Source organism: Vibrio sp. R15-SG3-ISO1A, assembly GCF_059833955.1.
Genome location: NZ_JCBDGH010000055.1, coordinates 1 through 20914, shown reverse-complemented (window position 1 = coordinate 20914; position 20914 = coordinate 1). Strand labels below are relative to the sequence as shown.

Annotated in this window: 18 protein-coding genes; 12 read left to right on the top strand and 6 right to left on the bottom strand. The window is 54.4% G+C overall.

Going from position 1 to position 20914, the window contains the following annotated elements; translation table 11 throughout:
- On the top strand, positions 1-205 hold a 205-nt coding region (locus AC6R0L_RS07880), incomplete at its 5' end, for a hypothetical protein (RefSeq protein ID WP_500628807.1).
- A gap of 102 nt (positions 206-307) precedes the next feature.
- On the opposite strand, the gene AC6R0L_RS07875 is transcribed toward AC6R0L_RS07880, so the two are convergent.
- Positions 308-1678: an NCS2 family permease gene (locus AC6R0L_RS07875; protein WP_500628806.1), complete on the bottom strand. Its 1371-nt coding sequence runs from the start codon at positions 1676-1678 to the stop codon at positions 308-310.
- 492 nt (positions 1679-2170) lie between these two features.
- Between AC6R0L_RS07875 and gmk the strand changes: the two genes are divergently transcribed.
- The 5 genes from gmk to recG all read left to right on the top strand — a co-directional run bounded on the left by gmk (position 2171) and on the right by recG (position 8325).
- Positions 2171-2791 carry a guanylate kinase gene (gene gmk / locus AC6R0L_RS07870; protein ID WP_334554887.1) on the top strand — a complete coding sequence of 207 codons (621 nt, stop codon included), beginning with the start codon at positions 2171-2173 and terminating at the stop codon, positions 2789-2791.
- 76 nt (positions 2792-2867) lie between these two features.
- On the top strand, positions 2868-3140 hold the full coding sequence (gene rpoZ, locus AC6R0L_RS07865) for a DNA-directed RNA polymerase subunit omega (RefSeq protein WP_487903057.1): 273 nt from the start codon (positions 2868-2870) through the stop codon (positions 3138-3140).
- 32 nt (positions 3141-3172) lie between these two features.
- Positions 3173-5293, top strand: a complete 2121-nt coding sequence (gene spoT, locus AC6R0L_RS07860; protein WP_500628805.1) for a bifunctional GTP diphosphokinase/guanosine-3',5'-bis pyrophosphate 3'-pyrophosphohydrolase — start codon at positions 3173-3175, stop codon at positions 5291-5293.
- Positions 5294-5385: 92 nt separating this feature from the next.
- Positions 5386-6069: a tRNA (guanosine(18)-2'-O)-methyltransferase TrmH gene (gene trmH / locus AC6R0L_RS07855; RefSeq protein WP_500627782.1), complete on the top strand. Its 684-nt coding sequence runs from the start codon at positions 5386-5388 to the stop codon at positions 6067-6069.
- 177 nt (positions 6070-6246) lie between these two features.
- Positions 6247-8325 carry an ATP-dependent DNA helicase RecG gene (gene recG / locus AC6R0L_RS07850; protein WP_500628804.1) on the top strand — a complete coding sequence of 693 codons (2079 nt, stop codon included), beginning with the start codon at positions 6247-6249 and terminating at the stop codon, positions 8323-8325.
- Between the two features lie 117 nt (positions 8326-8442).
- On the opposite strand, the gene cysQ is transcribed toward recG, so the two are convergent.
- From cysQ to AC6R0L_RS07830, 4 genes are all read right to left on the bottom strand, one after another.
- The gene (gene cysQ, locus AC6R0L_RS07845) at positions 8443-9270 is read right to left on the bottom strand and encodes a 3'(2'),5'-bisphosphate nucleotidase CysQ (protein WP_500628803.1); all 828 of its coding nucleotides are present in this window, start codon (positions 9268-9270) and stop codon (positions 8443-8445) included.
- Between the two features lie 55 nt (positions 9271-9325).
- Positions 9326-9868: an ADP compounds hydrolase NudE gene (nudE, locus tag AC6R0L_RS07840; RefSeq protein WP_334554899.1), complete on the bottom strand. Its 543-nt coding sequence runs from the start codon at positions 9866-9868 to the stop codon at positions 9326-9328.
- Between the two features lie 172 nt (positions 9869-10040).
- Positions 10041-10628 (bottom strand): Fe-S biogenesis protein NfuA, encoded by a 588-nt coding sequence (gene nfuA, locus AC6R0L_RS07835; protein ID WP_487903061.1) that lies wholly within the window; start codon positions 10626-10628, stop codon positions 10041-10043.
- A 79-nt stretch (positions 10629-10707) separates the two neighbouring features.
- Positions 10708-11541 (bottom strand): phosphoribosyltransferase family protein, encoded by an 834-nt coding sequence (locus AC6R0L_RS07830; protein ID WP_500628802.1) that lies wholly within the window; start codon positions 11539-11541, stop codon positions 10708-10710.
- Positions 11542-11644: 103 nt separating this feature from the next.
- Here AC6R0L_RS07830 and bioH point away from each other — a divergent pair, with 103 nt between their 5' ends.
- Together bioH and AC6R0L_RS07820 are read left to right on the top strand one after the other, a co-directional pair.
- Positions 11645-12499 (top strand): pimeloyl-ACP methyl ester esterase BioH, encoded by an 855-nt coding sequence (gene bioH, locus AC6R0L_RS07825; RefSeq protein ID WP_500628801.1) that lies wholly within the window; start codon positions 11645-11647, stop codon positions 12497-12499.
- 206 nt (positions 12500-12705) lie between these two features.
- Positions 12706-13176, top strand: a complete 471-nt coding sequence (locus tag AC6R0L_RS07820; RefSeq protein WP_334554907.1) for an ATP-dependent Lon protease — start codon at positions 12706-12708, stop codon at positions 13174-13176.
- Between the two features lie 133 nt (positions 13177-13309).
- On the opposite strand, the gene AC6R0L_RS07815 is transcribed toward AC6R0L_RS07820, so the two are convergent.
- Positions 13310-15637 (bottom strand): Tex family protein, encoded by a 2328-nt coding sequence (locus AC6R0L_RS07815; protein WP_500628800.1) that lies wholly within the window; start codon positions 15635-15637, stop codon positions 13310-13312.
- 240 nt (positions 15638-15877) lie between these two features.
- Here AC6R0L_RS07815 and AC6R0L_RS07810 point away from each other — a divergent pair, with 240 nt between their 5' ends.
- From AC6R0L_RS07810 to envZ, 4 genes are all read left to right on the top strand, one after another.
- Positions 15878-17827 (top strand): putative ATP-dependent zinc protease, encoded by a 1950-nt coding sequence (locus AC6R0L_RS07810; RefSeq protein ID WP_500628799.1) that lies wholly within the window; start codon positions 15878-15880, stop codon positions 17825-17827.
- A gap of 224 nt (positions 17828-18051) precedes the next feature.
- Positions 18052-18537, top strand: coding sequence for a transcription elongation factor GreB (gene greB / locus AC6R0L_RS07805; RefSeq protein ID WP_487903067.1), 486 nt, complete (start codon positions 18052-18054; stop codon positions 18535-18537).
- Between the two features lie 164 nt (positions 18538-18701).
- Positions 18702-19421, top strand: coding sequence for an osmolarity response regulator transcription factor OmpR (gene ompR, locus AC6R0L_RS07800; protein WP_500626432.1), 720 nt, complete (start codon positions 18702-18704; stop codon positions 19419-19421).
- Positions 19422-19499: 78 nt separating this feature from the next.
- Positions 19500-20816: a two-component system sensor histidine kinase EnvZ gene (gene envZ / locus AC6R0L_RS07795; RefSeq protein ID WP_500628798.1), complete on the top strand. Its 1317-nt coding sequence runs from the start codon at positions 19500-19502 to the stop codon at positions 20814-20816.
- The last annotated feature ends 98 nt before the right edge of the window (positions 20817-20914 follow it).

Sequence of the window (20914 nt, the reverse complement as noted above, 5' to 3'; positions counted from 1 at the left end):
TCAAGGTGTGCCATTGAGCACGCTATGGAGTGTGCAATGGAGCGCGTGTCAGCAAGAGGCGCGCAACAAAGGCCAAGTTGTCAGTTGTATGGCGCACTACCATAATGACTTGCTTGCCAGTGGCCTGATTAATGATGAAGAAAAAGATGCACTGCAAAGTTACGTCGCAAGGCATACCTCCATCAAACCAAGTAAAGGCAAATAAGTCACTTGCCCTAAGGTAATGGGATGTCAAAAGGGCGGCCTTGATGCCGCCCTTGTTGTGTCTGCAATAGCAATAATGGCGATGGCAGCCATATGTCCGCGATTATAAAAGCACCAAATACGCCATAAATAGCCCAGACAGCACATAAATGACAGGGTGAACCTGCTTGGCTTTGCCTGCTACCACCATGCTAAAGGCGTAGCTGATAAAGCCCATCGCCATGCCGTTGGCCGGTGAGAAGCTCAGTACGGTGAACATGATGGTGAAAAACGCCGCAATGCGAGACTCTTTTTGCTCCCAGCGGATTTGGCCAAGGCGACCAATCATGTAGATGCCGACCACCACCATCGCCGGGGCGACCATGGCCGCAGAGAAGATGGAAAAGAGCGGGTATAGGAACAGCGACACCAAGAAGAGCCCCGCGACCACCACCGCAGCCAGGCCAGTTTTCGCGCCTTGCGCAGAGGCAATGCCCGATTCTGAGAATGCGGTGACTGAAGTCGTACCCAGCACAGAGCCAATCACGGTGCCGCCTGCGTCCGCAACCAGCGCCGAGCGCGCATTTGGCACTTTGCCATCTTTGTCGATGATGCCCGCATCTCGGCCGACGCCAACAATGGTGCTGAGGCCATCAAAGAAATCGACAATCAGGAAAATCACCACAATAAACAGCAGATCAAACAGCTTGTCGGCCGTCAGCCCTGAAAAATTGAAAATCGCGCCAACGCTGCCCGACAGGCTTGGCGGCGCAGCCACTAGGCTCTCTGGGATGGGGGCGTTTTGCGTCCCTAGCATCCAGTCGGCCACAACGGTCAACACAATCGCCGATACAAACGAGATAAAGGTCGCCAGTTTGATGTCACGAATCATGCAGCCAAGCGCAATAAGGATACTGATGTAGGCAATGATCACTTGCGGGTCATTGATTTTGCCCATGCTGACCAAGATGATCGGGTTCGAGACGATGATACCGGCATTTTTCAAGCCCAAAAAGGCGATAAACAGGCCAAGCGATACGGTGATCGCCAATTTGAGATCTTCTGGAATAGACTCAATCATCGCCTTGCGAATATGGGTCATCGACAAAATCAGATAGAGCACTCCAGAGAAGAAGATCCCGAGCAGCGCTTCGTGCCACACCAGCGCCACCGAGCCGCTCAGCAGCATGCCTTTAAAGAAGCCATTCATGCTCATGCCTGGCGCCAGCATCACAGGGTAGTTACCAAACACGCCCATGATCAGCGTGGCTGCCGCCGCCGCCAGTGCTGTGGCGGTGAAAATCGCGCCGCGGTCCATGCCTGGGATGTCACCCAAAATCGCGGGGTTGACCGCCAAGATGTAACTCATCGCCAAAAAAGTAATAAACCCGGCGTACAGCTCCGTGCCTAGGGTCGATTTGCGCGCAGAGATATGAAAAGTGGATTCAAGCCACCCAGCGTTGGCTGAGCGAGGAAGTGCAGTGTCAGAACTCACAATACAACCTATCGATAGATAAATAAGAGGGCCATAGCCCATCGCCAGCAGCAATGCCCGCAACAAGCCAAACGTTTGCGCGAATTGTAATGAGATGGGAACGGATTTCAACTGGTTTGGAAATGGTGGGTGGTGGGTGGTGGGTGGTGGGTGGTGGGTGGTGGGTGGTGGGTGGTGGGTGGTGGGTGGTGGGTGGTGGGTGGTGGGTGGTGGGTGGTGGGTGGTGGGTGGTGGGTGGTGAAATTTTGATGGATGAAAGGACCATGTCAAGAACATTCCCCCAACCTAATACCCATTACCCCTAACCCATTACCTACCACCCCTTACCCACCTCCCCCCTAGTCACTCCCCCCGATCCATGCTACTCTTCGCCTCCCTTTTTCTGGCCGAATTTTCGCCACCGAGGTTGAGAGAAATCGCGCTCTTGACTGACGTTATGCCCGCGGTCAGTGCTATCTTTAATACATCGAATCTTATGGTGGACGTAACCTTATGGCCAAAGGCACCCTATACATTGTTTCTGCGCCCAGCGGCGCGGGTAAATCGAGCTTGATTTCAGCCATGCTGGAAACCAACCCTACCTACGCAATGAAAGTGTCCGTGTCGCACACGACACGTGGCATGCGCCCGGGTGAGCAAGATGGCGTGCACTACCACTTTGTGCAAAAAGAGCAGTTTGAAGCGCTGATCGAACAAGGTGCGTTTTTGGAATACGCGGAAGTGTTTGGCAACTACTACGGCACCTCTCGCCCGTGGATCGAGCAAAACCTCGATAAAGGCATCGACGTCTTCCTCGACATTGACTGGCAAGGCGCGCGTCAAATTCGCGAGCAAATGCCACAAGCTAAGAGCTTATTCATCCTGCCGCCGTCAAACGGTGAGTTGGAACGCCGCCTGAACGCGCGCGGCCAAGACAGTGAAGCGGTGATCGCAAAACGCATGGCGGAAGCGAAATCGGAAATTTCTCACTACAACGAATACGACTACGTGATCATCAATGATGATTTCGATAACGCGCTGATGGACTTTAAAGCCATCATTCGCGCCGAACGCCTCAAGCAAGATAAGCAAGCCCTCAAGTACAAAGGCATGCTGGATGCGTTGTTGAAATAAGAATCTAGACTATTCTCTACGAGATCTTGTATAATTTCTCGTCATACAAAATTTTAGTTAACTATTTGGAGTCCTTATGGCACGCGTAACTGTTCAAGACGCTGTTGAAAAAGTTGGCAACCGTTTCGACCTAGTTCTCATTGCGGCTCGCCGCGCTCGTCAAATGCAAACTGGCGGCAAAGATTCACTGGTGCCAGAAGAGAACGATAAGCCAACGGTTATCGCTCTGCGCGAAATCGAAGAAAGCCTTATCACAAAAGAGATCCTAGATGCGCGTGAGCGTCAAGAGCAGCAAGAGCAAGAAGCCGCTGAACTTGCCGCTGTTAGCAGCATTGCTCACGGTCGATAATCCTCTTCATCACACTCTGCCGGGCCTAAAATTTGTATCTATTCGATAGCCTCAAAGACGTTGCCCAAGAATACCTAACAGAGCCTCAAATTGAGGCTCTGCGTCAATCTTATGTGGTAGCGAAAGATGCCCATGAAGGGCAAACCCGCTCAAGCGGGGAACCATACATCATCCACCCTGTTGCTGTTGCTCGTATCTTGGCGGAAATGCGCCTGGATATTGAAACCCTCCAAGCCGCCCTTTTGCACGATGTCATCGAAGATTGTGATGTCACCAAAGAGCAGCTAGAAGAGAAGTTTGGCAACACCGTCGCAGAGCTGGTCGATGGCGTCTCTAAGCTGGATAAGCTCAAGTTTCGTGATCGCAAGGAAGCTCAGGCTGAGAACTTTCGTAAGATGGTCCTTGCGATGGTGCAAGACATCCGCGTCATTTTGATCAAACTGGCAGACCGCACGCACAACATGCGCACGCTCGGCGCACTGCGCCCAGATAAAAAGCGTCGCATCGCACGCGAAACTCTCGAAATCTACTCACCCTTGGCGCATCGCTTGGGTATCCATAATATTAAAACCGAACTGGAAGAGCTTGGTTTTGAAGCGCTCTACCCTAACCGCTATCGCGTGTTAAAAGAGGTCGTCAGGGCCGCTCGGGGTAACCGTAAAGAGATGATTCAACGCATCCACACCGAAATTGAAGGCCGACTGGAAGAAGTGGGCCTGTCTGCGCGTGTGGTGGGGCGTGAGAAAAACCTCTTCTCCATCTACAACAAGATGAAGACCAAAGAGCAGCGCTTTCACACCATTATGGACATCTACGCATTTCGTGTGGTGGTGGACACCGCTGACACCTGCTATCGTGTACTGGGCCAAGTGCACTCGCTCTACAAGCCTCGTCCGGGGCGTATGAAAGATTACATTGCGGTGCCGAAAGCGAACGGCTATCAGTCTTTGCATACCTCGATGGTCGGCCCACACGGCGTGCCTGTCGAAGTGCAAATTCGCACCGAAGATATGGATCAGATGGCGGACAAAGGGGTCGCAGCGCACTGGTCTTACAAAGGCAATGGCGAGCGTACCGGCACCACCGCGCAAGTCAAAGCGCAGCGCTGGATGCAGAGCCTGCTTGAGCTCCAGCAAAGCGCGGGCAACTCGTTCGAATTTATTGAAAACGTCAAATCGGATCTCTTCCCAGATGAGATTTACGTCTTCACCCCTAAAGGGCGCATCGTGGAGCTGCCTGTCGGCGCCACTGCGGTCGATTTTGCGTATGCCGTGCATACCGATGTCGGCAACACCTGTGTCGGCGCGCGCGTCGATCGCAACCCTTACCCTCTCAGCAAAGCGCTGAAAAACGGCCAGACGATTGAGATCATCAGCGCACCGGGCGCCCGTCCGAATGCCGCATGGCTCAACTACGTCGTGACCTCACGTGCGCGCACCAAGATTCGTCAAGTGCTGAAAACCATGCGCCGTGAAGAGTCGATTACCCTTGGCCGCCGTTTGCTCAATCACGCCTTAGGTGATTTGTCGGTTTCCGACATCAATGAAGAGAACATCAATCACGTCTTGAGCGATCTGAAAATCAAATCTCTCAATGATCTGCTCGCCGCTATCGGTTTGGGTGAGTTGATGAGTATTGTCATCGCCCGCAGACTGCTTGGCGACGCCGATGAGCTCACCGAAGTCATCAACACCGACGGCAAGCCGAAGAAGAAGCTGCCGATCCGCGGCGCAGAAGGCATCTTGCTGACGTTTGCCAACTGTTGTCATCCGATTCCGGACGATCACATCATTGCTCACGTCTCTCCGGGTCGAGGACTGGTGGTGCACCGTGAGACGTGCCCGAACGTGCGCAACCACGAAAAAGAGCCAGATAAGTACATGGCGGTGGAGTGGTCAGACGATTACGATCAAGAGTTTATCGCTGAGCTGCGTGTCGATGTGCAAAACCGTCAAGGCGCCCTTGCGGAGCTGACCAACGTCATTTCACAAACCGGCTCCAACATTCACGGTCTCTCGACCGAAGAGCGTGATGGCCGTTTGTACACAGTGACTGTGGTACTCACCACCAAAGATCGCGTCCACTTAGCGGGCATCATGCGCAAGATTAAAGCCATGCCGCACACGCTCAAAGTGCGCCGTAGAAAGTACTGATCCCCATCCATATCAGAAAGCGGTCTTTAGGGCCGCTTTCTTTATCATCCATTTTTGAACACCACATTCTTTATCAACTAGGCCCTAACACCATGAATTTAGAACGTTACCAACGCATTCAAGAAGTGTTAAAAGCGCGCCAAGCGGATTTGACCCTTTGCCTCGAAGAAGTCCACAAGCCCAATAACGTCTCGGCGGTGATCCGCAGCGCCGACGCCACCGGCATTCACAAAGTGCACGCGGTTTGGCCTGATAAAATGCGCACCTTAAGCCACACGTCGGCGGGCGCGCGCAACTGGGTGGAAGTGGAAACGCACGACACCATCGAAGACGCGATGGGTGAGCTCAAACGTCAAGGCATGCAAGTGCTGGTCACCAATCTCTCAGAAACGGCGGTCGATTTTCGTCAGATTGATTACACCAAACCGACGGCGGTGATCCTCGGCAGTGAAAAAATCGGCGCGTCAGAGCAAGCCAAAGCGCTCGCCGATCAAGACATCATTATCCCTATGGTCGGCATGGTGCAATCGCTCAATGTCTCGGTCGCCAGCGCAGTGATTCTTTATGAAGCCCAGCGCCAACGCCAAGCCGCCGGCATGTACGACAACGCACAAAGCGCCCTCCCCGCCGAGACCATCCACCGCATCCTCTTTGAGCGCGGCCACCCCGTGCTCGCCAAAGTCGCCAAACGCAAACAGCTCCCTTACCCTCCCCTCGATGAGCAAGGCCAAATCGTCGCAGATAAAGAGTGGTGGGCGCAGATGCAGAGTAGGTAGGTTTGGGGGTGATGGGTGGTGGGGCGCTGCGCTTGTAGGTAAATACACCCATCACCCATCACCCATTACCCATTACCCATTACCCATTACCCATTACCCATTACCCATTACCCACTGTACAAAAACACAGATAAATGCTTAACTATCCCCATCATTAATCATTGCGTGAGCGAAGCTATGTCCCAACTTTTGTCGGCTATTCCACTGACCTCTCTGGCGGGTGTCGGGGCGAAAGTGGCAGAGAAATTGGCCAAAGTCGGGCTGCTGTCGGTGCAGGATTTACTGTTTCACTTACCGCTGCGCTATGAAGATCGCACTCGGGTCTACCCCATTGTTAAACTGCACGCTGGGCTATGGGCAGCGGTGCAGGGTAAGGTGATGAGTGTCGATACCCTGTTTGGCAAGCGCAAAATGTTGGCGGTCAAACTCAGTGATGGCAACGGCACCCTCACACTGCGCTTTTTTAACTTCACCGCTGGGATGAAAAATCAATTCGCGGAAGGCAAAACGGTGCATGCTTATGGGGAAATCAAACGCGGCAGCTACGGGTTAGAGATTGTCCATCCGGATTACAAGTTTTACACGCCGCAGCAACCGGTTGAGACGGAGCCGAGTTTAACGCCCGTCTACCCAACCACCGATGGTCTGCGCCAACTCACCCTGCGTAACCTGACAGAACAAGCGCTCGCATTGCTCGATAAATCGGCGGTGCAAGAGCTGCTCCCTGCCGGGCTCTATGATAGCCAAATTACCCTCAATCAAGCGCTGCACACCATTCATCGCCCACCACCGAACATCAATTTGGAACAGTTTGATGAGGGCAAACACCCGGCGCAAGTGCGCCTCATCATGGAAGAGCTGCTGGCGCAAAACCTATCAATGCTCGCGGTGCGCAGCCAAGGGCAAAAAGAGGCGGCGATCGCGCTGCCGCCGAGTCAAACGCTGAAACAACAGTTGCTAGACGCCCTGCCGTTCTCTCCGACGAATGCTCAGCGCCGAGTCGTCGAAGAGATTGAGAGCGATCTCGCCAAGCCGCACCCGATGATGCGCTTAGTGCAAGGGGATGTCGGCTCAGGCAAAACCTTGGTCGCGGCACTGGCCGCCGTGCGCGCCTTGGAGCCAGGCAAACAAGTGGCCTTGATGGCGCCCACCGAACTGCTGGCAGAGCAGCACGCATTAAACTTTAGCCAGTGGTTTGAGCCAATGGGCATTCAAGTCGGCTGGCTGGCGGGCAAGCTCAAAGGCAAGGCCAAGCAGACCCAACTCGAGCGCATTGCCTCTGGCGAGGCGCAAATGGTGGTCGGCACCCATGCGCTATTCCAGGAGCAGGTCAACTTTTCTCAGTTAGCCCTAGTGATCATCGATGAGCAGCACCGCTTTGGTGTCCACCAGCGGCTAGAGCTGCGTGAAAAAGGCGAGCAGCAGGGCGCGTATCCGCATCAACTGATCATGACGGCGACGCCCATTCCGCGCACCCTCGCCATGACGGCGTACGCAGACCTTGAAACCTCCGTCATCGATGAGCTTCCCCCCGGTCGGACGCCGATTCAAACCGTCGCCATCCCAGACACCAAACGCGACACCATTGTTGAGCGCGTACGTCATGCCTGCTTAAACGAGGGCAAGCAAGCGTATTGGGTGTGCACCTTGATTGATGAGTCGGAAGTGCTCGAGGCGCAAGCCGCCGCCGATACTGCAGAGGAGTTACAGCGCACGCTGGCGGACCTCAAGATTGGTTTAGTCCACGGGCGAATGAAACCGGCCGAGAAGCAGGCGGTGATGCAGGCGTTTAAAGATAATCAACTGCACTTGTTGGTCGCCACGACGGTGATTGAAGTTGGGGTCGATGTCCCCAATGCCAGCTTGATGATCATTGAAAACCCAGAACGCCTCGGCCTCGCGCAGCTTCACCAGTTGCGTGGCCGTGTCGGACGAGGCTCGGTCGCGAGCCATTGTGTGCTCTTGTATCACGCGCCGCTGTCTAAAACGGCGCAAAAGCGATTAGGTGTTTTGAGGGAAAGCAACGATGGCTTTGTGATAGCCCAACGCGATCTCGAAATTCGCGGCCCAGGCGAGCTGCTCGGCACCAAACAAACCGGCATGGCCGATTTTAAGATTGCCGATCTGATACGCGATCAACGGCTCGTCCCCGAAGTGCAACGCATCGCGCGCTACCTGCATCTCAACTATCCTGACCACACCCAAGCGATCATAGAGCGTTGGTTGGGCGAGCGTGATATTTACGCGAAGGCGTAGGTAGAGGGTTGTGGGTAATGGGTTGCGGGTGGTGAGTACATTTACCCACAAGCGCAGCGCCCCATCACCTATCACCTATCACCTATCACCTATCACCTATCACCCATTACCCATCACTCACCCCTTCACCTTCAATATCTTCTCCCACGGCAGTGCTTCATCGCCGAGGACGATAAAATTGGGGTTCTCGAGCGTCTCGCGCTCGTTGTAGGAAAGGGGTTCGAGGTGGGTGCTGAGAATGCGTCCTCCGGCTTCTTGGACGATGCACTGGGTCGCGGCGGTGTCCCATTCACCGGTTGGTCCAAGTCGCAAGTAGCAATCGACTGCGCCTTCGGCCACCAAACACGCTTTCAGTGCGGCAGAGCCGAGTGGGACTAGGTCATAATTCCACTGGCTGCTCATGCGGGAGGTGATACGGTTGATGTTCTGCCTGCGGCTGATCGCAATCGCAATCGGGTACGCTTTGCCATCATGCTGGTGAGTTTTGATGCGCACGCTTTCACTCATATCGGGGATTTTCCACGCCCCTTTGCCTTGGTAAGCGTAATACGTGACCCCAGAGACCGGCCCATACACCACGCCCATCACAGGCTGATTGTTGTCGATAAGGGCAATGATGGTGGCGAAATCACCGCTGCGCGCAATGAACTCCTGCGTCCCATCAAGCGGATCGACCAACCAATATTTGTCCCACTCTGCACGTTTTGACAAGCTGATGTCCGCCGCTTCTTCTGACAGCACCGGAATATCCGGCGTCAATTCAGAGAGCTTTTCGACAATCAATTTGTGCGCGGCGATGTCAGCACTGGTGACCGGCGTTTCGTCGCTCTTGGTGTACTCTTGGTACTCTTTCTTCTCATAAATATCGAGGATCAATTGCCCAGCAGAGCGCGCAATATCGATTACCGCGGGGAGATGATGAGACAGGTCTTGGGTTTTAGGCATAATGGCAAATCCTTGGCGCGCGGGAGGCCGTATCCCGCTCGCTCATAACGCAGTGCTAAGAATGGCGCAGTGCTAATAGCAACGCCGTAATGCTTCGCGCTTCACAAAAATCAAGATGCGTAAGAAGCTCATCCGCTTGCGCCAACGGCCAGCGAATCACTTCCAATGGTTCCGGTTCGTCCCCTTGCAACTGTTCAGGATAGAGATCCTTGGCAATAAACAGGGTCATGCGGCTCGAGAAGTAGGACGGCGCTAACACCACCTCTTTAAGGGGGATTAAGGTACGTGCGCCCATACCAATTTCTTCTTTCAGCTCTCGGCAGGCCGCTTCACTGGCTGACTCACCCGGGTCAATCAGCCCTTTGGGGAACCCCAATTCGTAGCGTTCCGTACCGGCCGCGTACTCTCGAACCAACAACAGATCCCCTTGCTCTGTGATGGGCACCATCATCACCGCGTTTCGACCACTGGGCTTCATACGCTCATACGTACGGGTTTCGCCATTGCTAAAGCGCAAGTCGAGCGCTTCTATCGCAAACAATTTGGACTTCGCCACGGTGTTTTTTGCCAGAATCTCTGGCGGCGTCTGTTTCGCCACGCGCTTACTCCATCACTGGGGGAAATGAATAATAATCATTAATATAGGGGAATCACTGCGAAGATCCTAGGATCGATTGAGAAAAACCGCGCGAAAATATCGAGCCCAAATAGGCGCACTTTCGATATAAAAAAGGCACCCCGAAGGATGCCTCTCAATAGCGCTGTCAGAATTAGTAGTAAGAGTGCTCGCCGCGATCGTGCTCAGTCGCATCACGTACGGCCGACAGCTCACCCGCAAACTCTTGCAGCAGCTGCTTCTCGATACCTTCTTTGAGCGTCACATCGACCATAGAACAGCCGTTACAGCCGCCGCCAAACGCCACAATGGCCACGCCGGCATCGGTGATTTCAACCAGATTGACATGACCACCGTGCCCAGCGAGCTGCGGGTTCACTTGAGTTTGGATCACGTACTCAACACGTTCTACGAGCGGCGCATCGTCCGACACTTTACGCATTTTCGCGTTTGGCGCTTTGAGCGTCAGCTGAGAGCCCATTTTATCAGTGACAAAATCGATTTCAGCGTCTTCAAGGAACGGCAGACTCAGCTCATCCACATACGCTGAGAAACCATCGAAAGTGAGTTCCGTATCGGTCGCTTCGACCGCTTCTGGTGGACAGTAAGAGACGCCACACTCGGCGTTTTGAGTGCCCGGATTAACAACGAACACGCGAATATTGGTGCCCTCGGGTTGCTGACCCAGTAGGTTAGCAAAGTGCTTTTGTGCGGTTTCTGTAATAATAATAGGTTTTGACACGACGAATACCTGAGTAATTTTGTAGGCTATTTGTTCACCATTCTACTCCTCGCCCCCTTGGCAATGCAAGCCGTTGACCTTAACTCTCATCATCCGGTTCGGGAGTGCGGCATAGAGCGTAAATATCCACCCTTTTTACCCCCACTTCAAGCAGTAGTCGAGCCAATTGTGAGACGGTTTCGCCCGTGGTCACCACATCATCCACTATCGCGACATGATCGGCCACCAGCCCATCAAGGCGACGCTCAAACACCCCGTGTAAGTTGCGCCGCCGCTCACGCTTGGACAGCTCCTGCTGCGCGGCGCTGTGGCGGACCCGGCGAAACAGAGGCTGATAACTCACCTTCAGCCGCCGCGCTAACGCCAGCGCCAATTGCTCACTCTGATTAAAGCCGCGATAGAGCCAGCGCCGCCAGTGCAGCGGCACTGAGGTCAGCAGGGGCGCCGTCTCAGCCTCTTGGCCTATACGTGCCGCGAGCAGCTCTGCCAGCTTATCGGCCTGCCAAAATTGGCGCTCATACTTGAGTTTGTGCACGTAGCGAGACAAAGGTGGCGTGTAGTCACCGACACACACCAAGCGTGACCAAGCCGGCGGCGATGTCAAACACTCGCCACACTGCGCCTCGGCATGACACAGCACCAACCCGCAACACGCACACCGCAGCTTTGGCGCCAGCCAAACCTGACACGCCGAACACAGCCAACGAGTTGACGCTGATGATACCCCCTGCGCCAACGAGTGGGCCGATATGGGTAGCTGACACAGTTCGCAGTAGTGGGGGGCAAGAATGGAGAGATGGGTAGGGGGTGAGGGGAAGTGGGTGGTGGGTGGTAGGTGATGGGCACCGTGCCTATAGATGTTCAAGCTCGTCTTTCTACTGTTTTTCCCTTTACCCCACCCCTTAAAACCCATAACCTCCCCCTATTACCTATTACCCACTACCCACTACCCATTACCCATTACCCATTACCCATTACCCATTACCCATTATCCCCCTCCACCCCCAACCATAAGGATGAAAAAAGTGCGAGACATTGAGACGACAAACGAAGGGTTATTTTGGCAATCTTTTGGCGATCCGAAAGATCAGAGTCTTGTCTTGGTCCACGGCTGGGGGATGAATGGCGCGGTCTGGCAGCAAACCGCTACGGCGCTGTCGACGCACTACCATGTTCATGTGGTCGATTTACCCGGGTTTGGTCACAGCAGTCAGCATGACTTTACCGATATGGCGCATTTGGCGCAGCAGGTGCTGGTTGACGCGCCCGCACATGCGGTGTGGTTGGGTTGGTCGCTGGGCGGTTTATTGGCGACCCATATTGCGCTGCACCACCCAGATCGGGTGAGCAAACTCATCACCGTCGCCAGCTCGCCCAAGTTTGAAGCGGGCGAGCGCACCTTAGCATCCAGTGAGGCGTCTCAAATGCCGAGCCAAACCCCATCCCGCTCGCTGTGGCGCGGCATTGCCCCTAAGGTGTTGAGCCAATTTAGCCAGCAGTTGGCGGACGATTTCGCCCTCACCATCGAGCGCTTTATGGCACTGCAAGCGATGGGCAGCCCTTCAGCCAGACAAGACATCAAGACGTTAAAACACGCCGTGCTCTCACGCCCTGCGCCCAATCCCGACGCCCTAATGACCGGGCTCACCTTGCTCGCCGACTGTGACTACCGCCACCAGCTCGCGGCGATCTCACAACCCACACTGCGCCTGTACGGCCGACTCGATGGTCTCGTACCCGCCAAAGTGGCCAAAGACGTCAGCGCCCTAATGCCACACAGCACCAGTCATCTCTTCACCGCCTCCTCACACGCCCCCTTTATCACCGAGTTCGACCACTTCTGCCAAATCATAAAAGAGTGGGTGGAGTAAGTTCCTAGAAAAAAGAAGTGCCTAGTTCCTAGAAAAAGAAGTGCCTAGAAAAACAAGTGACTAGTTCCTAGAAGTCCCCCTCTAGGAACTAGGCACTAGACACTAGGAACTTCTCCTCAACTTTTCCGTTCACTGGTCGATAAATAATCGATACCAAAAAATCACCGTGTATGGTGAGGATTTGGTTGGGTGTGAGGAAGATAGCTATGCTCGTTTCACCAACGAATGTCAGTGTTCCACTCATCGCCCCATCGGTTAATGTGCAAACGGAGCAAGCGGCTCGGGAGAACAAAGTTCGCGAGCCGATTGGTCCGACAATGGCATTAGCCAAGAGCAACGCTGAGCGGAAAGTGAAAGCCGACGATAAGCGTCGCCGTGACGCCTCTTGGGATCCCTCAGAGCATCCGAGCTATGAGATGGATGAGAGTGGAGAGTCACACGCCGCGATTCGTGAAGAGCCTAAAGATAGACTCGATAGGCTGTTCGAGCTGCTGTCACTGGCCAGCTACAGCGAGCACCAAGGTAAAGGCTACGCCATGCGTTTTCGCTTGCCGAAACGCATAATCGATGCGGCGATAACTGAAGGCCAAATGGAAAAACGTCGGACCGTGATTAAGTTTCACTACGGTCATGCCGTGGCCCCCAATACGCCGTCAGATGTGATTGCGGTATTGTAGTACTGAGCGACACTGTGCTTGGAGGCTCCAAACACACCGCTCGGAAATGCCGAAAAAAAATTCCCCGCCGTGGCGGGGATTTTCTTGGTGATGCTGGGTTTGGGGTTTAGGGTTATGGGTAGTGGGTTTGGGGTTAGCGCTTTGCTTTGGCGAACGCGGCGGCAAAGGCTCCGCCCATCGCTCCCCCAATCGCACTATCGCCTTGGCTCGCTTTGCTGGCATGCTCGCGCGAACGGCCATTCGATGGGCTCTGACGACGGGGCGCATTGGCGCGGCGCTCTTGCCCTGGCTCATCATTAAGACGCATCGACAAGCCGATACGTTTGCGCGCAGCGTCCACTTCCATCACTTTCACTTTGACAATATCGCCGGCTTTCACCACATCACGAGGGTCCGCGACATAGCGATCCGTCAGCGCTGAGATATGTACCAAGCCATCTTGGTGCACGCCAATATCGACGAAGGCGCCAAAGTTGGCCACGTTCGACACCACCCCTTCCAGCACCATACCCGGTTCCAGATCGGTGATTTTGTTGACGCCTTCAGCAAAGGTCGCGGTTTTAAACTCAGGGCGAGGATCTCGGCCCGGTTTGTCGAGCTCTTTGATAATGTCGGTCACCGTTGGCAAACCAAAATGCTCATTGGTGTAATCCACCGCACGCAGATCGCGCAGGAACGCACTGTCGCCAATCAGCGATTGAAGCGCCACGCCATTTTTCTCTGCGATATCTTTCACCACAGGGTACGCCTCTGGGTGCACCGCTGACGCATCGAGTGGGTTTTTGCCATCCATAATGCGCAAGAAGCCAGCACACTGTTCAAATGCTTTGGGCCCCAAACGCGCGACTTTTTTCAAGGCGCTGCGCGTATCAAATCGGCCATGTTCATTGCGGTATTCAACAATGTTTTGCGCCAGCGTGCTGCTTAGGCCCGCTACGCGCGTCAAGAGCGCCGGTGAGGCGGTATTCACATCCACACCAACCGCGTTCACACAGTCTTCCACCACCGCGTCCAAACGCTTGGCCAACATTGCTTGGCTCACGTCATGTTGGTACTGACCCACACCAATCGATTTAGGATCGATTTTCACCAGCTCAGCCAAAGGATCTTGCAAGCGACGTGCAATCGATACCGCGCCGCGCAGCGATACATCCAGATCCGGGAACTCTTTCGCCGCCAACTCAGACGCCGAATAAACCGAGGCACCCGCTTCACTGACCATGATTTTCTGCACTTTCAATCCGTAGCGCTTGATCAGATCGGCGACAAAGCTGTCGGTCTCACGCGAGGCGGTGCCGTTACCGATCGCAATCAAGTCCACCTGATGCTGCTTGACCAGCGCGGCCACCACTTGGCCTGCTTTGTCGTATTGGTTTTGTGGCGGATGCGGGTAGATGGTCTCAGTGGCCAGCACTTTACCTGTGGCGTCCACCACGGCAATTTTGGAGCCGGTGCGCAGACCCGGGTCAAGGCCAAGCGTCGCACGCGGGCCTGCCGGTGCGGCCATCAACAAATCTTTTAGGTTAGTGGCGAACACCTCAATGGCGTCGATCTCTGCGCGCTCTTTCAATGCACCCATCAGTTCGGTTTCCATGTGCATGGCAATTTTGATGCGCCATGCCCAGCTCACCACTTGTTTGCGCCACCCATCGGCAGGGGCATCGCTCAGTGATAAGCCGTAGTGATCGGCGATGAGGGTTTCGCAATAGGATTGACGCACGCCCTCTTCCTGGGCAGGGTCTGCGTCCATGGTCAGCGTAAGGAAGCCTTCATTGCGGCCTCGCAACATCGCCAAGGCGCGGTGAGACGGCACTTTGGCGAGCGGCTCGCGGTGGTCAAAGTAATCTTTAAACTTCTCACCGTCACGCTCTTTGCCCTCAACAACGCGTGAGACCAACTCGGCGTGGCGGGTTAAGTAGGCGCGCACCTTTTCCAGTAAGCTGGCGTCTTCTGCCAAGCGCTCCATCACGATAGCGCGCGCGCCATCGAGCGCCGCTTTGCTGTCGGCAACCCCTTTACTTTCATCGACGTAGCGCAGCGCTTCACGCTCCGGGTCATGTTCAGGGTGATGCCACAAGGCATCGGCGAGCGGCTCAAGCCCCGCTTCAATGGCGATTTGCCCTTTGGTACGACGCTTAGGTTTGTAAGGCAGGTATAAATCTTCGAGACGGGTTTTGCTGTCGGCTTGTTCGATCTGCGCTTTCAGCTCCGGGGTGAGTTTTCCTTGATCGTGAATCGATTTCAGAATGGTCTGACGTCGGTCATCCAGCTCACGCAGGTAAGATAAGCGGCTATCTAGGGTACGCAGTTGGGTATCATCGAGTCCGCCGGTCACCTCTTTACGGTAACGGGCGATAAACGGCACCGTGTTGCCATCATCAATCAGCTTGACGGCAGACACGACTTGCTCAGGGCGAACATTCAACTCCTGAGCGATCAATTGGCAGAGTGCTTGGCTCATCCGTTGGCTCTCATTTTTCTCTTTAATGGGCGATATATTGGGGTGTGCACGATGAAATGCAACGATTTTCCATTCGAGACGCATCGCACCTCAAACAGTATCAAGGTCAAGATAGTCGCCAAACTGGTTGGCAATTGTGTGAAAATTGTGTCAGAACTAGAAAACGTCACGAACTTAATCACTCAGCACCCCTCTCACTCATTTCAACGAGTGACATTCACTAATCATGATGGAAATGCGATGAAAAAACTCTGGTTCAGTCTCTCCTTAACGCTTCTTTCCCTGTTGGCGCCGACGTATGCGCTGGCAGACGCCGCGTACGTCACATTCGATACGCGCATCGACGCGACCACTGATGCGCCCATCACCCGCCTCGATGAAAAATTGGTGCTCGGTCGACTCGAAAACGTCACCCTGAGCGTCAAAGATGAACAAGGGCAAACCGCTCTTGAAGGGGTGCCTTTTGCCGGTAAAATTGATACGGGCGCGGACACCACCTCGATGCACGCCATCGACATTCATGTCTCTAGCCAACATCCGGACTACGCCCAGTGGCAAGATGAGGCGTTAATGCGCGCGCTGGTCCAAGACGTCGAGCAAGTGCGCGACATTAATTACAACGATTGGAACCGAGCGGTGTTTGAGCCGTATCAAGTCAGCGTGCGCTTTTCCATCATTCACCCCTATAGCGGAGAGCGCGTCACCTTGGCTCTACCCCTCGAGCGTGTCGGCGTGATTCGCAGCCGATCCAGCGCAGAGCCCATTTTGCGCCCGACGGTCAATGTGCCGCTGACCATCGCCGGCACGACGGTGGAGACCGACGTCAACTTAACCGATCGCAGTCAGTTTTCAGCGCCAATCTTGATTGGCAAAACGTTCCTCAAAGGTCACGCTTGGGTGTTTGCCGGCGCCGATCATCTGCAAACGTGGCACAGCGCGCAACTGATTGGCCGCAAAGAAACCGTAGAGATTGACGGCGTGGCGCAGCGCGTCAGCTACTCGTTAAACGCCTCCTACAGTGCGCTCGATGCCAGTGACATTGACGTAAGTGACGATGGCATGCACGTGCGTTTTACGATTGAAGGCCCGCAAGGCGAGCGCAAAACGCTCACTCGCCCAGTGATTCGCGAGCTTAAGGTGAGCGGCAAGTCGCGCCCTATGGTTTACGTGCCTGTCACTCTCGGCGAGCAAAAGAGTCAGCAGTGGCTGGTGTATCTCACCGACCGCCAGCACAAAAACAGTGACATTCGCCTCGGTAAACAGACGCTCAGCGAGCACTTTGTGATTGACCCAAGCGCGACGGATCTGTTGGCCGGCAAAGCGCAAACGCTCTCCAGTCGTCAAGCGCAAGCGGCGCTTCAAATCACGGGGCAAGAAACGCTGCTGCTCGATGGTATCGCCCTACCCGCCGAGGCTTCTTGGACGGTGGGCACACCGCTATTGAAAGTCGCCAGCTTTGAGACCTATCAACAAAAAGGCAAAGAGTGGGTCACTTATTATCTCAATGACAGCAAGAACGGCCTCAATGACAGCCAGGGCGAGGCCAAGCAGTTCTCCAAACCGATCCACAAAAAACTCAAAGTTGGGGAGACCACGCGCCCAGTGGTGTTTGGCTCGTTTATGTTAAAAGGGCAAGAGGTGGAGCTGCCATACGCGATTGAGGTGCTTGGCGATAAAGAACCGCGCGAGCACTTTATCATCGGCCGCAACATGACCGAGGGTGGCGTGCTGATCAACACTCGCAGCGAAGAATTACTCAGCCGCTACCCGCTGTTTAAGGCCGGCCACATTGAGGTCGCGCAAGTGGAAGGGCTCACCTTCCCGGTGAAACTCGATACCGGCGCTGACGTCTCCTCACTTAACGCGCAAAACATCGAGCGCTTTGAGCGCGATGGTCAAGCGATGGTGCGTTTTGACTATGAAAACGATCGGGGCGATAAAAAGACCTTCACCCTGCCGGTGGTGCATGAGATGAGCGTGCGCGCCAAAAAAGGCGAGCAAGCCAACGTGCGCCCAGTGGTGGAAATGCGCGTCAAGCTCGGCGAGCTAGAGAAGAAGATTCGCGTCAATTTGCAAGACCGCGACCGCTTCCACTACAGCATGATTTTGGGCAAGAACTTCCTCAAATATGGCGTTCTGGTCAGCAGTGATGATGACTATCTAGTGACGAAAAGGCCAAGCGGCGAATAATCCTTTCTAGAGGGGCTAAAGTGGGACACCACCTTGGCCCCTCTGCTTATCTTGCTCACCCTCGCTATTTCCCCTGAGGCAAGATTCCCTTACCCACATTTTGCGTGCGCATGCATTGGAGCAGAGAAAAAATGGCAGTATAGTCTTGCTCAACAATTCTTGCTCAACAATGGCAGCTTAGCTTGGCATGCCAGCAAGATGGTTCAATAACTTGGATTACAGCAGTGAAAACAAAACTCATCACCCGCGAAGGTTACAACAAGCTCAAAGCAGAGCATGACCATTTATGGAATGAAAAACGTCCGGAAATAACCAAAATAGTCACCTGGGCGGCCAGCCTTGGCGATCGCTCTGAGAACGCGGATTACACTTTCAACAAACGCTTGCTTCGCCAAATCGATCGCCGAGTGCGCTTTCTGCGCAAGTTTCTCCCTGAGGTGACCATCGTGGACTACTCGCCGCAACAAGAAGGTAAAGTCTTCTTTGGCGCGTGGGTCGAGATTGAGAATGAAGCGGGTGAGGTCAAAAAATTCAGAATTGTGGGGCCTGAAGAAATTTATGGCGACGCCAAAGATTACATCTCCATTGATTCACCGATGGCGCGCGCGCTCCTCAAAAAAGAGGTCGATGACGAGTTCACCGTTCGCACTCCTGAGGGCGACAAAGAGTGGTTCATCAACGCCATCACCTACCAGAAGCCTGAGTGTTGATGCGCCTCTCTCACCGGCCCCACGATTAAGATCCGGTTTAATATCAAAAAAGTCATACTCGCTAACAATTCTTTGCACCACTTTGCGCGGCGCTCTGTTACATTTTACTGTGCGCCCACTCAAATCGACTCGGTCGCATTGGAATGACATAGGTGGATTCACACATGCAAGAAAATCACAAAATCCTCGTCGTGGATGACGATGCCCGTTTGCGTGCATTGTTAGAACGTTACTTGTCTGAACAGGGATTTCAGGTACGCAGTGTCGCCAACAGCGAACAGATGGATCGTTTATTAACCCGCGAGAACTTTCATTTGATGGTGCTCGACCTTATGCTCCCTGGTGAAGATGGCTTGTCGATTTGTCGCCGCCTGCGCAACGCCGGCAGCTCACTACCGATTCTGATGCTCACCGCCAAAGGCGATGAAATCGATCGCATCGTGGGCCTCGAAGTGGGCGCCGATGACTATTTGCCTAAGCCGTTTAACCCACGTGAGTTGTTAGCGCGCATTAAAGCGGTGCTGCGCCGCCAAACAGTCGAGCTGCCAGGCGCGCCGAGTTCTGCTGAGTCGATTGTTGAGTTTGGTGAGTTTCGCTTAAACCTCGGCACGCGTGAAATGTACCGCGGCGAGGAAGCGATGCCGTTAACCTCGGGCGAGTTTGCGGTACTCAAAGCGCTCGTGACCAACGCGCGCGAGCCGATGTCGCGTGATAAACTGATGAACATGGCTCGCGGCCGAGAGTACTCCGCGATGGAGCGCTCCATCGACGTACAGATTTCACGTCTGCGCCGCATGTTGGAAGTCGATCCCAGCAAGCCAAGATACATTCAAACCGTTTGGGGCTTAGGTTATGTCTTTGTCCCGGATGGCAAAGACGCCTAAGCGGCTAGAGAGCGGGGCGCGCCTACCCAAGGCGCTCCCCATCCCCTAGCCACCCTTCGGACCCGCTAGGAAAACCCCATGCGCATTCGCAGCTCATTCACTCAATCGATTCTCATCTTTCTGACCTTGCTGATTGCCAGCCAAGTATACTCCTATTACGCCGTATTCAACTATGCGTTGATGCCCAGTTTGCAGCAGTTCAATAAGATCCTCGGCCATGAGATCAATTTGATGCTCGACGATACGCAAAACTTGGACAGCGAGCTCGATATGGACGCGCCGCTGCGTCGCCGAGTGCTTGAGCAGCTTGGGGTCACCATTCACGCCGAAAACAGCCCGATTGCTGCGGAGTACGAGCATGCGGTGACCATCGATTTGATGAGCGAGGAGATGAGCCAAGAGCTAGGCTCGGCAACCGACGTGCGGATGATGCTTGGCACTGACAGCTACGTGCTGTGGATGAAGATCGAGTCCCTGCCCGGCTCGCTGCTGCGCATCCCGCTCTCTGAGCTGCAAGAAGAGGATTTCACGCCCCTGTTTCGCAATAGCGTCATCATGGCGCTGCTGATTGTCGCTGGGTGTTGGCTGTTTATTCGCTTGCAAAACCGTCCGCTGATCGCACTAGAAAAAGCGGCCAAGGTGGTGGGTCGCGGTGAAATCCCACCGCCACTGGTGGAGCAAGGCGCCTCAGAGATCCGCTCGGTCACACGAGCGTTTAATCAGATGTCGAAGGGGATTCAGGCGCTCGAAGAAGATCGCGCGCTGCTGATGGCAGGGATCAGCCACGATTTACGCACCCCGCTCACGCGCATTCGCCTGGCCACCGAAATGATGTCACCCGAAGACAGCTACTTAGCAGAAGGTATCATCAGCGATACCGAAGAGTGCAATGAAATCATCAGCCAGTTTATGGATTACCTTAAACCGGTGAATAAAGAGTCGTTTGTTGAGGTGGCACTCAATGAGATTGCCAGTGACGTCGCCAGCGCAGAGGGCGGCTATGAGATGGAAATCGACACCCACTGGCACCCGGCGCTCAAGCCCATTAGCGGCAGCCCGATTGCCATTAAACGTGCGATCAGCAATCTCGTGGTCAACGCCGTCCGCTACGGCAACGGCTGGGTGAAAATCTCAACCGGCATGACCGCCGACAGCAAACTGGCCTGGGTATCGATTGAAGACAACGGCCCCGGCATCAAGCAAAGCGACATCGGCAAATTATTTGAACCCTTCACCCGCGGCGACACCGCCCGCGGCAGCGAAGGCACCGGACTGGGCCTTGCCATCGTCAAACGTATCATGAGCCAACACAGCGGCTCGGTGATCGTCAATAACCGCAGCGGCGGCGGATTAAAAGTGCAGTTGAGTTTTCCAGTCCGAACTAAAGGTGTTTAGGGGAGAGTTCCTAGAGAAAACAAGTGCCTAGTTCCTAGAGAAAACAATCACCTAGCTTCTAGAAACCACCCTCTAGGCACTAGGAACTAGGAACTAGG

Coding starts and splice junctions, on each gene's coding strand:
- envZ (WP_500628798.1), top strand. CDS start 19,500: ATGCGCATTCGCAGCTCATTCACTCAATCGATTCTCATCTTTCTGACC.
- rpoZ (WP_487903057.1), top strand. CDS start 2,868: ATGGCACGCGTAACTGTTCAAGACGCTGTTGAAAAAGTTGGCAACCGT.
- AC6R0L_RS07810 (WP_500628799.1), top strand. CDS start 15,878: ATGAAAAAACTCTGGTTCAGTCTCTCCTTAACGCTTCTTTCCCTGTTG.
- AC6R0L_RS07820 (WP_334554907.1), top strand. CDS start 12,706: ATGCTCGTTTCACCAACGAATGTCAGTGTTCCACTCATCGCCCCATCG.
- bioH (WP_500628801.1), top strand. CDS start 11,645: ATGAAAAAAGTGCGAGACATTGAGACGACAAACGAAGGGTTATTTTGG.
- recG (WP_500628804.1), top strand. CDS start 6,247: ATGTCCCAACTTTTGTCGGCTATTCCACTGACCTCTCTGGCGGGTGTC.
- cysQ (WP_500628803.1), bottom strand. CDS start 9,270: ATGCCTAAAACCCAAGACCTGTCTCATCATCTCCCCGCGGTAATCGAT.
- AC6R0L_RS07815 (WP_500628800.1), bottom strand. CDS start 15,637: ATGAGCCAAGCACTCTGCCAATTGATCGCTCAGGAGTTGAATGTTCGC.
- AC6R0L_RS07830 (WP_500628802.1), bottom strand. CDS start 11,541: ATGGGTTTTAAGGGGTGGGGTAAAGGGAAAAACAGTAGAAAGACGAGC.
- ompR (WP_500626432.1), top strand. CDS start 18,702: ATGCAAGAAAATCACAAAATCCTCGTCGTGGATGACGATGCCCGTTTG.
- gmk (WP_334554887.1), top strand. CDS start 2,171: ATGGCCAAAGGCACCCTATACATTGTTTCTGCGCCCAGCGGCGCGGGT.
- trmH (WP_500627782.1), top strand. CDS start 5,386: ATGAATTTAGAACGTTACCAACGCATTCAAGAAGTGTTAAAAGCGCGC.